Here is a 14,255-nt window from a genome sequence, read left to right as displayed (position 1 = left end):
GCGAGTAGCCTCGCGGCCATGCGAGCGATCACCATTCCCGAACCCGGTGGCCCCGAGGCCCTCATCTGGGCCGAGGTGCCCGATCCGCAGCCCGCCGAGGGCGAGATCCTGATCGATGTCGCGGCGAGCGCCGTCAACCGCGCCGATCTGCTGCAACGTCAGGGCTTCTACGACCCGCCGCCCGGCTCCTCCCCGTATCCCGGGCTGGAGTGCGCGGGCCGGGTCGCGGCCCTCGGCCCGGGGGTGCACGGCTGGGCGGTCGGCGACGAGGTCTGTGCGCTGCTGGCCGGTGGCGGTTACGCGGAGAAGGTGGCGGTCCCGGCGGGGCAGGTGCTGCCGCTGCCGGACGGCATCGACCTGGTGACCGCTGCCGCGCTGCCCGAGGTTGCCTGCACCGTGTGGTCCAACGTCTTCATGATCGCCCACCTGCGCCCCGGTGAGACGCTGCTGGTCCACGGCGGGTCCAGCGGTATCGGCACCATGGCGATCCAGCTCGCCAAGGCGGTCGGCGCCCGCGTCGTGGTCACCGCGGGCAGCGCCGAAAAGCTGGCACGTTGTGCGGAGTTGGGTGCCGATGTGCTCATCGACTACCACCAGCAGGACTTCGTGACGGAGGTGCGCGAGGCCACCGGCGGCAAGGGCGCCGATGTCATCCTCGACATCGTCGGCGCGAAGTACCTGGAGCGGAATGTGAAGGCGCTGGCGGTCAACGGTCGCCTCGCCATCATCGGCATGCAGGGCGGGGTGAAGGCGGAACTGAACATCGGCGCCCTGCTGGCCAAGCGTGCCGCGATCACCGCGGCCGGACTCCGTGCCCGCCCGTTGCAGGAGAAGGCCGCGATCGTGGCAGCGGTCCGTGAACATGTCTGGCCGCTGATCGGCAATGGCCAGGTCCGCCCGGTCGTCGACCGCACCCTCCCGATGGCGGACGCCGCCGAGGCCCACCGCGTGGTCGACGCGAGTGGCCACATCGGCAAGGTCGTCCTGACGGTCTGAGCGGCGGCTACCGCAGCGATACGGGGCGGGTGGCGGAGGCGGACGGTTCCTGAATCAGGCGCCCGTGCCGAACGTGACGCCGGGCGCACCGGCGTCACGGCTCCGGCCTGACGCGTGAACCCAGCCCGCCCGCTGCCACCCGACCAGCTCTCCCCTCCCCCCATCGGACCGCCCGAGATGCCGGATTTGTGGCGTCATGTGACGCTGAGTAGGTCACATGGCGGCTCGGCACGGGAGGGGCACATCCGTGGCTCGAATCCCTACGCGTATCCCCGGCGGCCTGCTGGTGGTCACGGTGGCCTTGCCCTTCTCCCTGGCGCTCGGCACGGTGACGGCTCATGCGGCCGCGTCCCCGGGGCAGGGAGCGCTGCGCACGTCCCGGGCCCTCGCGCCCGGGACGCCGGAGGTCAGGGACCCCCAGCTCGCCGAGCGCCGCCACCGCCTGGGTGAGAGGACCGGCCTGTTCGGCCTCTCCGGCGCCTTCGGGGTCGCCGGTGTCGGAGACCTGGTGCCGGACTTCACCGGGCTGCCCGGCGGCGCCGCGCTGCCCGGTGGGCAGCCAAGGCCGCACCTCCCCGCGGAGGCCACAGCAGGCCCGCCGCGGCCGCCCGCACCGACGCACAAGCCGCACCGGCCACCTGCTCCTACGCCGCCCACGCCCCCCGCGCCGGGCTCCGCCGCCCCACGCCCTCCGGCCCCGCCCACCCGTGCACCCGCACCACAGCGCACCCCGGACGACCACCCGGCCAAGACCGCCACCCCGCACCGCGAGGCCCGCCCGTCGCGCCACCACTCCGCCCACCACCGCACCGTTGCCCCGCCGCACCACCCGAAGCGTGTGCCCACCGCCGTACCGCATACGGTCCCCGCGGAGGAGACTCCCGCGCCGAGCGCCCGGACGGCCCGGGAGGCGGACGATCACCAGGCGCCGGACACCCAGGCCGAGCCGCCGTCCGACGGCAGGTCGTACCCCTTCGTCGGGACGGGCTCCCACGCCGAGCGGGTGCTCCCGATGGGCGCGGGCATGGCCCTCACCGGCCTGGGGCTGGCCTTTCTCGCGCTCCGGCTGCGGCGCGGCTGACCCGGCGGCCCGGACCGGTGCGCCGTTTCACGTGAAACACGACCGACGGACCGCCTCGACCGACCGCTCACCCCCGGAAGCCGCTGTCCCCCGACCACCGGCCCGCGCTCACCACCGCTCCCGCAGCCCCGGCCCGCAGCCCCGGCCGGCCGTTGCGGCGTGGTGGGGTCACCGCCTCCGGCGTACCCGTGTACGAGAGAATGGCGGTATGGATATGCCGATGAACGAACGGTCGCAGGAGAACCAGCACGTCCTGGTAGTCGGCCCGGACGGCATGGCGCTGGGCAGCGCCGCCGCCGGAGGCGGCGAGGGTGACGGGGAGTCCCGGGAGACACCGGTGACGGACATGGTCGAGCAGCCCGCCAAGGTCATGCGGATCGGCAGCATGATCAAGCAGCTGCTGGAAGAGGTGAAGGCCGCGCCGCTCGACGAGGCCAGCCGGGTCCGCCTCAAGGAGATCCACGCCAGTTCGGTGAAGGAGCTGGAGGACGGGCTCGCGCCCGAGCTGGTCGAGGAGCTGGAGCGGCTGTCCCTGCCGTTCACCGACGAGTCGGTGCCCACCGAATCGGAACTCCGCATCGCCCAGGCCCAGCTGGTCGGCTGGCTGGAGGGGCTGTTCCACGGCATCCAGACCGCGCTGTTCGCCCAGCAGATGGCCGCCCGTGCCCAGCTGGAGACGATGCGCCGCGCGCTGCCGCCCGGCGTCGCCCCCGCCGACGAGAGCGAGCAGTCCGGCCACGGCGGCGCCCGCTCCGGCCCCTACCTCTGAGCGGCGGCGCAGACCGCCGGGGAACCACGAAGGGCCGGGCACACACTCCGTGTGCCCGGCCCTCGGCGTCTGCGCGACCGGTGGATCAGTCCATGTGGCCCGAGGAGACCGTGAGCTCCAGCGGGTCGCCGCTCTCCGGGTCCCAGTAGCTGAAGCCGGACGGCGACTGCTTGGTGACGGTGTTCTTCCCCCAGAGCGCGTCGTTCTTCTCCTTGACGGTGTACTTCCAGCCCGCCGCGTCCATGCACTCCTTCACCGATTCCAGGTTCTTGAACAGGAAGGAGGGGACATAGATCTTCTGCTTCTCGCCGTAGGGGTGCGAGGGGTTGGTGCACTGGGTGGACTGGATCGTCAGGGACTTGTCCTCGGGCCGGGTGCTGACCGTCGACGAGGGCTCGGGGGCGGAGTACGTCGAGGTCGACGCGGAGTCCGCGCGGTTCTTGCTGTTGTCGTTACCGGCGTTCAGCCCGATGCCGATCGCGATGGCGGTCACCACCACCACACCCACGATCGTCGCGACGACGACCACCGGGGTGTTGTTCTTGCGGGGCCGCGGTCCGCCGTTCGCCGGCGGCATCGTCGGCGCCACCGGCGGCTGCGCGAACGGCGCCGGGGCCGGCGTCGGGTACCCGCCCGCGTTGAACGGCGCGGGGCCGGGGGCCGGGGTCGGGAAGGCGTTGTTCACCGGCGGCGGCGTCGACGGGCCGTACCCGGGTGTCGGCATCGGCTGGTACGGCTGCTGCACGTTCGGCGGCGCGGGGGTGGGCGGGGTGCCGGTGGCCGTCGGGAAGACCGCCGAGGAGACGGACGCGCCGCTGGTGCGCGCCCGCGGACCCTCGCTGATGATCAGCGGCGAACCGCCGGACTGCGCGGAACCGGCGATCCGCCGGCACTCCTCCTGCATCGCCTCGGCATTGGGGAACCGCTCGTTGGGGTTCTTCTTGAGCGCCCGGGCGACCAGCGCGTCCACCGCCGGGGGGACCGACTGGTTGATGCTCGACGGGAGCGGCGGCTCCTCCTGCACATGCGCGTAGGCGATGGCGAGCGGGGAGTCCGCGTCGAACGGCAGCTGCCCGGTGAGCAGCTCGAAGAGCATGATGCCGACGGAGTAGAGGTCCGAGCGGGCGTCCACGCCGCGGCCCAGCGCCTGCTCCGGCGAGAGGTACTGCGGGGTGCCGACGACCATGCCGGTCTGTGTCATCGATGTCACACCGGACTGCATGGCGCGGGCGATGCCGAAGTCCATGACCTTGACGACGTTGCGCTTGGTCAGCATGACGTTGCCCGGCTTGATGTCCCGGTGGACCAGGCCCATCTCATGGCTCGCCTCCAGCGCGGCGAGCACATCGGCGGTGATCTTCAGCGCCTTCTGCGTCGGCATCGCGCCGTGCTGGGCGATGTCGCCGTCCAGCTCCGAGCGGAGCGGCTGACCGGAGACGTACTCCATGACGATGTACGGCACCATGGCGCCGTCGAGCTCGTCCTCACCGGAGTCGAAGACCGAGACGATGTTGGTGTGCGTCAGCTTGGCGACGGACTGTGCCTCGCGCCGGAAACGCTCACGAAATGCCTGCTCACGGCCGAGTTCGCTGTGCAGGGTCTTGATCGCGACCTCGCGGTCGAGGACGCTGTCGTAGGCGAGGTGGACGGCGGCCATACCGCCTTCGCCGAGAAGCGCACGGAGCTGGTAACGTCCTCCGCCGACCGAACGGCCCTCGTATGGGCCCTGAGCGCCGTCCTGGCTCATCGTTCCGCTTCCCCCTAGGCGCAGTGCCCGCACGTGTGGCGATCAAATCCGGTGATTGCGCAGCCAAGTCTGCCCCAGGGCAGTGACACGTCAAGCTGTGTGCCCGTTCCGTGACAGTTACGCCCGATGCCGATGGGGCGTCCTGAGGCGGTCCGCCGATGGTCAACTTGCGACGTGGGGCGGCCGGAAGGTTTGATGGCCGGTCCGCTCGGACCGGCGGGCGTTCCCGAGCCTGTAGCGTGCTCCGGAGGGGCGGTGCGATCAGCGCGTCCGCCCCGGCGAGGACCGAGACCTTACCGCTCAGGCGGATCGATTTCGACGGCGAGGACCGATGGCACCGACGCAGGGCCCCCAGGGCCCGTCCGACCCTGACGCCACCGGCTCCCACACCTCCGACGCACCGGAGACGTGGGGCAACGGCGGACTGGTCGGCGACGGCCGCTACCGACTCACCCGCCGCCTGGGCCGCGGCGGCATGGCGGAGGTGTTCGCCGCCGAGGACGTACGGCTGGGCCGCACGGTCGCAGTGAAGCTGCTCCGCGCCGACCTCGCCGAGGACCCGGTGTCGAAGGCCCGCTTCACGCGTGAGGCACAGTCCGTCGCCGGGCTGAACCACCACGCCGTCGTCGCCGTGTACGACTCCGGCGAGGACTACGTCGGCGGCAACACCGTGCCGTACATCGTGATGGAGCTGGTCGAGGGCCGTACCATCCGTGACCTGCTGCTCAACGCCGATGCGCCGCCGCCGGACCAGGCGCTGATCATCGTCTCGGGTGTGCTGGAGGCGCTGGCCTACAGCCATCAGCACGGCATCGTGCACCGCGACATCAAGCCCGCGAACGTGATCATCACCAACAGCGGCGCCGTCAAGGTCATGGACTTCGGCATCGCCCGTGCGCTGCACGGCGCGCAGTCGACGATGACCCAGACCGGCATGGTCATGGGCACTCCGCAGTACCTCTCCCCGGAGCAGGCGCTCGGCAAGACCGTCGACACCCGTTCCGACCTGTACGCCACCGGCTGTCTGCTCTACGAACTGCTGGCGCTGCGGCCGCCGTTCACCGGTGAGACGCCGCTGTCGGTGGTCTACCAGCACGTCCAGGACATGCCGGTGCCGCCGTCGCAGGTCGCCGACGTGCCGCCGGAGCTGGACGGCCTCGTCATGCGCTCCCTGGCCAAGGACCCGGACGACCGGTTCCAGAGCGCCGAGGAGATGCGCGGTCTGGTGCAGTACTCGCTGCAGATGCTGCACGAGCAGGGCGGCCACACCGGCACCTGGAGCACCGGCCCGGTCGCCGCGCACGAGGGCGGCACCTCCGCGATGGGCGTCGCCGCGACCACCGCGATGCCGCACGCGGACGCCGGGCAGACCGCGGCCAACCCGATCCTGCCGCCCGGTATGCACGCCGACGACGGGGGCTTCGAAGGCGGTCACCGGCCGGCACGGCGCAGCCGCGGCAAGATCTGGCTGATCGCCGTGCTCGCGCTGATCGCCATCGCGGTGGGCGTGGCCTTCGCGGTGCGCAACAGCGACAGCGGCGGCGGCTCCGCGCCCGAGACGACCAAGTCGCCCACGTCCTCGTCCAGCACCAAGGACGAGCAGACCGAAGAGCCCAGCGACGAGCCGACGGACGAGACCACCGAGCCCGGTGGCATCGGCGGCTACACCCCGCCGACCGAGGACACCTCGCCGCCGACCCGGGAGCCCACCACGCAGTACCCGACCACCCCGACCCAGGCCCCGCAGACGCCCCCGCCGACCTCGACGCACGGCGGCGGCAGCAACAACGGCGGCAGCGCCAGCGGCGGTACGGCCACGGGCGGTACGGACGCCGGTGGCACCGACGCCGGTGGCACGGACGCCGGTGGCACGGACGCCGGTGGCACGGACGCCGGTGGCACCGACACGGGCGGTACGGACGCGGGCACGGCGGCCGGCACCACCCCCTGACCGCACGGGAGGCCCGTACCTCCCCGCACGGCTGCACGGCCCCGGACGGCGATCGCCCGTCCGGGGCCGTCGTTCATCCCGTGAACGCGTCCCGGACCGCCTGGTACTCGCGGGTCCACCACACCGCCAGCGCGGACGCGGCGGGGAACTGCGGGTCGGTGCGCCGGTCGCCGAGGCGGTAGCGCCAGGTCAGCATCCAGAAGTCGTTCAGCCGCTCCCACCACACCCGGTGGACGGCCGCGGCCAGCTCCCCGGCGTCCGCGCCGCGTGCGCCGCGGTAGGCGCCCGCGTACGCCGCCACCTTCGCCAGGTCCAGCGTGCCGCAGGGCCGGACGAAGAAGATCGCGGCGGCGCGGACCGCCTCCTCGGCGCGCGGCTGGACGCCCAGCCGGTCCCAGTCGACGATCGCGGCGGGCGCGGCCCCCCGGTAGAGGACGTTGAGCGGGTGGAAGTCGCCGTGCACCCAGCCGACGGCCGCGGCGCCCGGGTCGGCGGGGCGGCGGTGGGCGTGGCGCTCCAGGAGCGCCCGGCGCTCGCGCAGCCGGTGCTCGGCCAGCTCCTCGAAGCTGGTACGCGGGCGGGTCACCCGGGCCAGCGCCAGCAGCTCGTCGATGACGTCGAAGGTCTGCGCGGGCTCGGCGCTGGGCTGGGCGCGCGGGACGGGGCCCGGCCGCCGCTGGGCCGGCATGACCCGTTCCAGCGCGGTGTGGACGAGGCCGAGCAGCGCGCCGAGGCGGCGGGACTGGGCGAGGGTGAGCGCGGTGCCGCCGAGGTGTTCGCCGTCGACCCAGGGGTGGAGGGCGTAGCAGCGGCCGTCGAGCACGGTGACGGTGCGGCCGTCGGCGCGGGCGAGGGGCGGGGCGAGCGGCAGTCCGAGCGCGGCGAGCCGGAGGGTGGCGCGGTGCTGGCGGGAGATGGAGCCGCGGTCTCCGTCGAGGTGGTGCTTGAGGAAGTATCTGCCGTCCGTGGTGACCAGCGTGTATCCGCGGTTGAGCAGGCCCTCGGCGACGGGCTCGCAGGAGAGCGGTTCCCCGGCGTCGGCGTAGTGGGCGAGTAAGGAGCCGAGCGTGCGGCCGTCGGGGGCGGCCGCCGTCCGGACTACAGATGAGCGCAGCACGCGCCAGATGTTAGATCACTGGCCAGGGCTCCAAGGGACGGTTCTGAAATCCGGTACATCGGTCAGGTGGTGCAAGGCGATGAATTCTGGCTCAATCCGCAGGAAAACCGGGTCGAACGGAACGCCGTCCGCCAGTCGTGGCGTCCGGCCGAAACGCTGGTGTTCGGCGTCGGTCGGCTCGGTGAGCCGCGCGGTTCCGGTCAGATGCACCGACCAGGCGTCCTCGGCCCCGCTGTGGAGGGTGTCCGCCTCGTACGCGACGACCGCGCCGTCCATGGCGCGGTGGTATCCGTAGCCGCTGTGCAGGCGCACGATCAGCCGGTCGCCGGTGACCAGGTGCCGGGAGACCGCGGTGAAGGGCAGTGCGCGCAGGCTCGACGAGATCCGTCCGTAGGGGGTGCGGTCGAGCAGTTCCGTGGCGCGGGGGTCGTCGCAGGGCATGGTTCCCAGCCTGCCGCCGGGCGGGCCGCCGCCGACAGGGGCAGCGGCCCTCACCTGGCCGGGACGTTGGTCCCGCCGGGTCGGTGCGGCGGCGTTCCTCAGCGGCGCTCGGCCTGGCGCCGGGCGACATAGGCGGCGGCCTGGGAACGGCGCTCCATGCCGAGCTTGGACAGCAGGCTGGAGACGTAGTTCTTGATGGTCTTCTCGGCGAGGTGGAGGCGTTCGCCGATGGCGCGGTTGGTCAGGCCCTCGCCGATGAGGTCGAGGATCCGGCGCTCCTGGTCGGTGAGGGAGGCCAGCTTGTCGTCGCTCTTGGTGCCGCCGCCCCGCAGCCGCTCCAGGACCTGCGCGGTGGCCACCGGGTCGAGGAGGGACTTGCCGGCGGCGACGTCGCGTACGGCGGCGAGGAGTTCGTTGCCCCGGATGGCCTTGAGGACATAACCGGCCGCACCGGCCATGATCGCGTCGAAAAGGGCCTCGTCGTCCGCGAACGACGTCAGCATCAGGCAGTTGATCTCGTCGTTCTGCGAGCGGATCTCGCGGCAGACCTCGACGCCGCTGCCGTCCGGTAGCCGGACATCCAGCACCGCGACGTCCGGTCGGGTGGCCGGGATCCTGACCAGGGCGTCCGCGGCGGTTCCGGCCTCGCCGATGACCTCGATGTCCGGTTCACCCGCCAGCATTTCGTGGACGCCGCGCCGTACCACTTCATGATCATCGAGCAGGAATACCCTGATTTTTCCATCCGCGTGCACGGCCCCAGTCTCACACACCGACCCTTCCCGTGCTCCAGGTCACCGATATAACGTGCCGGTGTCCCGGCGGCCTGCAACGCTGTGACCAGGAGTTGTTCCCAGCTTTCGCGACTTTACTTGGAAATCCAAGCAAAATCGCAGGTCAGGGCCGTTTCCGCTTAGGCTTTGACAATGGGTAACGTGCGATGAGCAGGCCACCTTCCGGGACGCTTTGTTCCACCCGGATCCGGCCGCGTTCGCACCCACCCCGTGCGCCGTATCGGATACCGGGTGAGCCGCAATACGGCCACCGGCGGACCCCGGGGGCCGGACAGACGGAGGAGCAGCACGTGACCGTGGAAGGCACTGCCCAGCGGAAAACCACCCGCGGCGGCAGCAAGCGCACCACCGCCAAGAAGGCGTCACCGGCCAGGAACAAGGCCACGCGCCCGGCGGAGCAGGACGAGCTCGTACAACTGCTGACCCCCGAGGGGAAGCGGGTCGAGCACCCGGATTACGCGATCGAGCTGTCGCCCGAGGAACTGCGCGGTCTCTACCGCGACATGGTGCTGACGCGGAAGTTCGACGCCGAGGCCACCACGCTGCAGCGCCAGGGCGAACTGGGTCTGTGGGCCTCGCTGCTCGGCCAGGAGGCGGCCCAGATCGGCTCCGGGCGGGCCCTGCGCGACGACGACTACGTCTTCCCGACCTACCGCGAGCACGGCGTCGCCTGGTGCCGCGGGGTCGACCCGACGAACCTGCTCGGCATGTTCCGCGGCGTGAACCACGGCGGCTGGGACCCGAACAGCAACAACTTTCACCTCTACACCATCGTCATCGGTTCGCAGACGCTGCACGCGACCGGATATGCGATGGGGGTGCAGAAGGACGGCGCGGATTCCGCGGTGCTCGCCTATTTCGGTGACGGCGCCTCCAGCCAGGGAGATGTCGCCGAGTCGTTCACCTTCTCCGCGGTCTACAACGCCCCCGTGGTCTTCTTCTGCCAGAACAATCAATGGGCGATTTCCGAGCCGACGGAGCGCCAGACCCGGGTGCCGCTCTATCAGCGCGCCCGCGGTTTCGGATTCCCCGGCGTCCGCGTCGACGGCAACGACGTGCTGGCCTGCCTGGCCGTGACCCGGGCGGCGCTGGAGCGCGCCCGCACCGGCGAGGGCCCGATGCTGGTCGAGGCGTTCACCTACCGGATGGGCGCCCACACCACCTCCGACGACCCGACGAAGTACCGCGCCGACGAGGAGACCCGCGCCTGGGAGGCGAAGGACCCGATCCTGCGGCTGCGCCGGTACCTGGAGGCCGAGGGGTTCGTCGACGACGCCTACCTCGCCGCCGTCGAGGAGGAGAGCGAGGCGCTGGGCAAGCGGGTGCGGGACGCCGTCCGGGCGATGCCCGACCCCGACACCATGGCGATCTTCGAGAACGTCTATGCGGACGGGCATGCGCTCGTCGACGAGGAGCGCGCGCAGTTCGCCGCGTACCAGGCGTCGTTCGCCGACGCCGATGCCGCCGCGGAGGAGAACTGACCATGGCCGTCCACGAGAAGATCACCATCGCCAAGGCGATCAACGCCTCGCTGCGCGCCTCCATGGAGGCCGACCCCAAGGTCCTCGTGATGGGTGAGGACGTCGGCAAACTCGGCGGCGTCTTCCGCGTCACCGACGGCCTCCAGAAGGACTTCGGCGAGGACCGGGTGATCGACACCCCGCTCGCCGAGTCCGGCATCGTCGGTACCGCCATCGGCCTGGCGCTGCGTGGTTACCGCCCGGTCGTGGAGATCCAGTTCGACGGGTTCGTCTTCCCCGCCTACGACCAGATCGTCACCCAGCTCGCGAAGATGCACGCCCGGGCGCTGGGCAAGGTCAAGGTGCCCGTCGTCATCCGCATCCCGTACGCGGGCGGCATTGGTGCGGTCGAGCACCACTCGGAGTCCCCGGAGGCGCTGTTCGCGCACGTCGCGGGCCTCAAGTGCGTGACGCCGTCGAACGCCTCGGACGCCTACTGGATGCTCCAGCAGGCCATCGCCGGGGACGACCCGGTCATCTACTTCGAGCCCAAGCGCCGCTACCACGACAAGTCGCGCCTGGACACCGAGGCGATCCCGGACCCGCTGCACACCGCCCGGATCGCCCGCAGCGGCTCGGACCTCACGCTCGCCGCGTACGGTCCGATGGTGAAGGTCTGCCAGGACGTCGCCAACGTCGCGGCGGAGGAGGGCAAGTCGATCGAGGTCGTCGACCTGCGGTCGCTCTCCCCCATCGACTTCGACACCGTCCAGGCGTCGGTCGAGCGGACCCGCCGGCTGGTCCTGGTGCACGAGGCGCCGGTCTTCCTCGGGGTGGGCGCCGAGATCGCCGCCCGGATCACCGAGCGCTGCTTCTACCACCTGGAGGCACCGGTGCTGCGGGTCGGCGGGTTCCACGCGCCGTACCCGCCGTCCCGTCTGGAGGACGAGTACCTGCCGGGCCTGGACCGGGTGCTCGACGCCGTCGACCGCGCGCTGGCGTACTGAGGGGGAGAGGAGAGCCGTGACCATGACTGCAACCACCGCCTCGGGGCAGCGTTTCCGCGAGTTCAAGATGCCCGACGTGGGCGAGGGCCTCACCGAGGCCGAGATCCTCAAGTGGTACGTCCAGCCCGGTGACACCGTCACCGACGGCCAGGTCGTCTGCGAGGTCGAGACCGCGAAGGCCGCCGTCGAACTGCCCATCCCCTACGACGGGGTGGTGCACACGCTCAACTTCGACGAGGGCACCACCGTCGACGTCGGCACCGTCATCATCTCCGTGGACACCGACCCGGGCGCCGGCCCCGCGCCGTCGGCCGGAATTGCGCCGGCCGCCGTGCCGGAGCCCGCCGAGGCCGAGGAACCGCAGGGCCGCCAGGCGGTGCTCGTCGGCTACGGCGCCGCCCCGGCGTCGACGAAGCGGCGGCCGCGCAAGGCGCAGCAGCAGTCCGCGGCGCAGCCGGCGACCGCGGGGCTCCAGGCCGAGCTGAACGGGCGGGCCGCCGTGCCCGCCCCGGCCGCCCCGGCCCCGGCACCGGCCGCGCCCGCGGTGGCCGCACCGGCCGTTCCCGGCGCGCCCCGGCCGCTGGCCAAGCCGCCGGTACGCAAGCTCGCCAAGGACCTCGGCGTCGATCTGGCCACGGTGGTGCCGACCGGCGCCGACGGGGTCGTCACCCGCGAGGATGTGCACGCCGCCGCGGCCGCCGCGGCGCCTGTTTCACGTGAAACGGTGCCGGTGTCCGCCGCGCTGCCGGAGGCGGTCGCCGTGCCGTCGGCCGGGGAGACCCGGATCCCGGTCAAGGGCATCCGTAAGGCCACCGCGCAGGCGATGGTCGCCTCGGCCTTCACCGCGCCGCACGTCACGGAGTTCGTCACCGTCGATGTGACGCGCACGATGAAGCTGGTCCAGGAGCTGAAGCAGGACCCGGACATGGCGGGTCTGCGCGTCAACCCGCTGCTCTTCGTCGCGAAGGCGTTCCTGGTCGCCCTCAAGCGGCACCCGGAGGTCAACGCGGTCTGGGACGAGGCGAACCAGGAGATCGTGCTGAAGCACGAGGTGAACCTCGGTATCGCCGCGGCCACCCCGCGCGGGCTGATCGTGCCGAACATCAAGGACGCGGGCGCCAAGACGCTGCCGCAGCTCGCCGAGGCGCTGGGCGAACTGGTGGCGACCGCCCGCGAGGGCAAGACCTCCCCGGCGGCCATGTCCGGTGGGACCGTCACCATCACCAACGTCGGCGTCTTCGGGGTCGACACCGGTACGCCGATCCTCAACCCGGGGGAGTCGGCGATCCTCGCCTTCGGCGCGGTCAAGCTCCAGCCGTGGGTCCACAAGGGGAAGGTCAAGCCCCGTCAGGTCACCACGCTGGCGCTCTCGTTCGACCACCGGCTGATCGACGGCGAGCTGGGCTCGAAGCTCCTCGCCGACATCGCGGGCGTCCTGGAGAAGCCGAAGCGGCTGATCACCTGGGGCTGACCCGGTAGCGCACGCAGCACGGCCGGCCTCCGCATCCGCGAAGGCCGGCCGTTGTGCTGCGTGCGCCGTGACCCGGTGGTCGTCCGGTGGCGCGGATCAGCCGCGGATGAGCTCGACGGCGTTCCGGAGATGGGCGACCGGGCCGGTCGGCGCGGAGGTGTCCGCGTGCGAGGAGTTGCGGACCACCGTGGTGCCTGCCCAGACGGCGGCGGCGATCAGCACCACCACGGCGGTGGTCCGGACACGGCGGGTGGTGTTCGTACTGCTCTGCATGGTCTCTCCCCCTCGGGTGCCGGAACCTTCCCGGCGTCAGGCCTCCATTCACCCATGGATTCCGGGCCCGCCCGTACGCGTCAGGTACGGATTCGGCTACGACTTAAGAGGGACCCCGTACCGCACCTCCGGAGGATCGACGGCGCACGGGCACCCCGGTGGGAGCGGCCCTCCGGAGCGGTCCGGAAAGGACTTGCCGCAGGCCAGGGCGGTGTTTAGCTTCGGTGCCATGAGCAGCAGCGAATTGATCATCCGGCGTTACCGGCAGGACGACGAGAGCGTCGTCGTCGACCTGTGGTCCCGCGCCGTCCGCCAGGCCCACCCCTTCCTCCCCGGTGAGGGCGGCGGGGAGCGGGCCCGCATGCTCCGGGAGGTGTACCTCGTCCAGGCGGACAACTGGGTCGCCGAGCGGGACGGCGCCGTCGTCGGGCTGCTGGGGCTCATGGGCGCGGAGATCGGCGGGCTCTTCGTCGATCCCGAGGCGCAGGGACGTGGCGCCGGCCGCGCACTGATCGAGCACGCCGCGACGCTGCACGGCGCGCTGACCCTGGAGGTCTACGAGCGCAACGACCGCGCCCGTCGCTTCTACGACCACGTCGGCTTCACCGAGCGCTCCCGCCGGTCCGAGGAGGAGACGGGCGAGACCCTCATCGCCCTGGACCGCGTCGCGCCGCTGCGGTCGGTGTCCTGGCTACATGTGCGCGAGGGGCGGCTGCTCAGCGTGCGGACGCGCGGCAACGACACGTTCTACCTGCCCGGCGGCAAGTACGAGGATGGCGAGACCGCACCGGAGGCGCTCTCGCGCGAGCTGGCGGAGGAGCTGGGCCTGACGGTTCCGGCGGCTGAGCTGACCGAGGCGTTCGTCATCCATGACGTGGCCCACGGGCAGGGCGGCCGCCGGCTGCACATGACCTGCTTCACCGGCGGCCCGCAGGACATCACGCCGCGCCCCGGCCGGGAGATCGCCGAGTACGCCTGGTTCGGCCGCGCGGAGGCGCGGGAGCGCTGCGCCCCGGCCCACGGTCAGGTCGTCGACCGGCTGGTCGCCCAGGGGCTGATGGCGGACTGACCGGGCGGGCCCGGCCCCGGCCGCCGGCCTGGGGCCGGGCCCGGTGCCCGCCTCTGACCTGCGCCTTCGGTACCGCGCC

The 14,255-nt window shown here is 72.0% G+C and carries 13 protein-coding genes; 8 read left to right on the top strand and 5 right to left on the bottom strand.

The features are described 5' to 3' along the window. The first annotated feature begins 18 nt into the window (after positions 1–18). From ACF1BH_RS16195 to ACF1BH_RS16185, 3 genes are all read left to right on the top strand, one after another. Positions 19–996 carry an NAD(P)H-quinone oxidoreductase gene (locus tag ACF1BH_RS16195; protein ID WP_391643125.1) on the top strand — a complete coding sequence of 326 codons (978 nt, stop codon included), beginning with the start codon at positions 19–21 and terminating at the stop codon, positions 994–996. Between the two features lie 247 nt (positions 997–1,243). Then, the gene (locus ACF1BH_RS16190) at positions 1,244–2,077 is read left to right on the top strand and encodes a hypothetical protein (protein ID WP_391643124.1); all 834 of its coding nucleotides are present in this window, start codon (positions 1,244–1,246) and stop codon (positions 2,075–2,077) included. A 208-nt stretch (positions 2,078–2,285) separates the two neighbouring features. Continuing rightward, a complete protein-coding gene (locus ACF1BH_RS16185) occupies positions 2,286–2,846 on the top strand; it encodes a bacterial proteasome activator family protein (protein WP_391643123.1) in 561 nt (186 codons plus the stop codon). 85 nt (positions 2,847–2,931) lie between these two features. Here ACF1BH_RS16185 and ACF1BH_RS16180 read toward each other — a convergent pair whose 3' ends face one another. Beyond that, a complete protein-coding gene (locus ACF1BH_RS16180; RefSeq protein WP_391643122.1) occupies positions 2,932–4,593 on the bottom strand; it encodes a protein kinase in 1,662 nt (553 codons plus the stop codon). 331 nt (positions 4,594–4,924) lie between these two features. On the opposite strand from ACF1BH_RS16180, the gene ACF1BH_RS16175 reads away from it, so the two are divergent. After that, positions 4,925–6,544 (top strand): protein kinase, encoded by a 1,620-nt coding sequence (locus ACF1BH_RS16175; protein ID WP_391643121.1) that lies wholly within the window; start codon positions 4,925–4,927, stop codon positions 6,542–6,544. A 73-nt stretch (positions 6,545–6,617) separates the two neighbouring features. On the opposite strand, the gene ACF1BH_RS16170 is transcribed toward ACF1BH_RS16175, so the two are convergent. The 3 genes from ACF1BH_RS16170 to ACF1BH_RS16160 all read right to left on the bottom strand — a co-directional run bounded on the left by ACF1BH_RS16170 (position 6,618) and on the right by ACF1BH_RS16160 (position 8,857). Continuing rightward, positions 6,618–7,661: a phosphotransferase gene (locus tag ACF1BH_RS16170; RefSeq protein WP_391643120.1), complete on the bottom strand. Its 1,044-nt coding sequence runs from the start codon at positions 7,659–7,661 to the stop codon at positions 6,618–6,620. A 15-nt stretch (positions 7,662–7,676) separates the two neighbouring features. Then, on the bottom strand, positions 7,677–8,102 hold the full coding sequence (locus ACF1BH_RS16165; RefSeq protein WP_391643119.1) for a pyridoxamine 5'-phosphate oxidase family protein: 426 nt from the start codon (positions 8,100–8,102) through the stop codon (positions 7,677–7,679). 98 nt (positions 8,103–8,200) lie between these two features. Beyond that, a complete protein-coding gene (locus ACF1BH_RS16160; RefSeq protein WP_391643118.1) occupies positions 8,201–8,857 on the bottom strand; it encodes a response regulator in 657 nt (218 codons plus the stop codon). 329 nt (positions 8,858–9,186) lie between these two features. Between ACF1BH_RS16160 and pdhA the strand changes: the two genes are divergently transcribed. Genes pdhA through ACF1BH_RS16145 form a run of 3 tightly spaced genes read left to right on the top strand, consistent with a single transcriptional unit; the run spans position 9,187 to position 12,834 of the window. Then, the gene (gene pdhA / locus ACF1BH_RS16155; RefSeq protein ID WP_391643117.1) at positions 9,187–10,377 is read left to right on the top strand and encodes a pyruvate dehydrogenase (acetyl-transferring) E1 component subunit alpha; all 1,191 of its coding nucleotides are present in this window, start codon (positions 9,187–9,189) and stop codon (positions 10,375–10,377) included. 2 nt (positions 10,378–10,379) lie between these two features. Beyond that, entirely contained in the window at positions 10,380–11,363 is a 984-nt protein-coding gene (locus tag ACF1BH_RS16150; protein ID WP_391643116.1) for an alpha-ketoacid dehydrogenase subunit beta, read from the top strand. A gap of 22 nt (positions 11,364–11,385) precedes the next feature. Next, a complete protein-coding gene (locus ACF1BH_RS16145) occupies positions 11,386–12,834 on the top strand; it encodes a dihydrolipoamide acetyltransferase family protein (RefSeq protein WP_391643115.1) in 1,449 nt (482 codons plus the stop codon). A 96-nt stretch (positions 12,835–12,930) separates the two neighbouring features. Here ACF1BH_RS16145 and ACF1BH_RS16140 read toward each other — a convergent pair whose 3' ends face one another. Next, positions 12,931–13,107, bottom strand: a complete 177-nt coding sequence (locus tag ACF1BH_RS16140; RefSeq protein ID WP_391643114.1) for a hypothetical protein — start codon at positions 13,105–13,107, stop codon at positions 12,931–12,933. A gap of 229 nt (positions 13,108–13,336) precedes the next feature. Between ACF1BH_RS16140 and ACF1BH_RS16135 the strand changes: the two genes are divergently transcribed. Continuing rightward, on the top strand, positions 13,337–14,176 hold the full coding sequence (locus tag ACF1BH_RS16135) for a GNAT family N-acetyltransferase (protein WP_391643113.1): 840 nt from the start codon (positions 13,337–13,339) through the stop codon (positions 14,174–14,176). The last annotated feature ends 79 nt before the right edge of the window (positions 14,177–14,255 follow it).

This window comes from Streptomyces sp. NPDC014733, assembly GCF_043083385.1.
Taxonomy (GTDB): Bacteria; Actinomycetota; Actinomycetes; order Streptomycetales; family Streptomycetaceae; genus Streptomyces.
Note: the sequence above shows the minus strand (reverse complement) of the source record. Positions and strands in the feature narration are given on the sequence as shown.

Excerpts from the sequence above, each read along its gene's own strand:
- ACF1BH_RS16195 (WP_391643125.1), top strand. The coding sequence starts at position 19 with ATGCGAGCGATCACCATTCCCGAACCCGGTGGCCCCGAGGCCCTCATC.
- ACF1BH_RS16185 (WP_391643123.1), top strand. The coding sequence starts at position 2,286 with ATGGATATGCCGATGAACGAACGGTCGCAGGAGAACCAGCACGTCCTG.
- ACF1BH_RS16180 (WP_391643122.1), bottom strand. The coding sequence starts at position 4,593 with ATGAGCCAGGACGGCGCTCAGGGCCCATACGAGGGCCGTTCGGTCGGC.
- ACF1BH_RS16175 (WP_391643121.1), top strand. The coding sequence starts at position 4,925 with ATGGCACCGACGCAGGGCCCCCAGGGCCCGTCCGACCCTGACGCCACC.
- ACF1BH_RS16165 (WP_391643119.1), bottom strand. The coding sequence starts at position 8,102 with ATGCCCTGCGACGACCCCCGCGCCACGGAACTGCTCGACCGCACCCCC.
- ACF1BH_RS16150 (WP_391643116.1), top strand. The coding sequence starts at position 10,380 with ATGGCCGTCCACGAGAAGATCACCATCGCCAAGGCGATCAACGCCTCG.
- ACF1BH_RS16145 (WP_391643115.1), top strand. The coding sequence starts at position 11,386 with ATGACTGCAACCACCGCCTCGGGGCAGCGTTTCCGCGAGTTCAAGATG.
- ACF1BH_RS16140 (WP_391643114.1), bottom strand. The coding sequence starts at position 13,107 with ATGCAGAGCAGTACGAACACCACCCGCCGTGTCCGGACCACCGCCGTG.
- ACF1BH_RS16135 (WP_391643113.1), top strand. The coding sequence starts at position 13,337 with ATGAGCAGCAGCGAATTGATCATCCGGCGTTACCGGCAGGACGACGAG.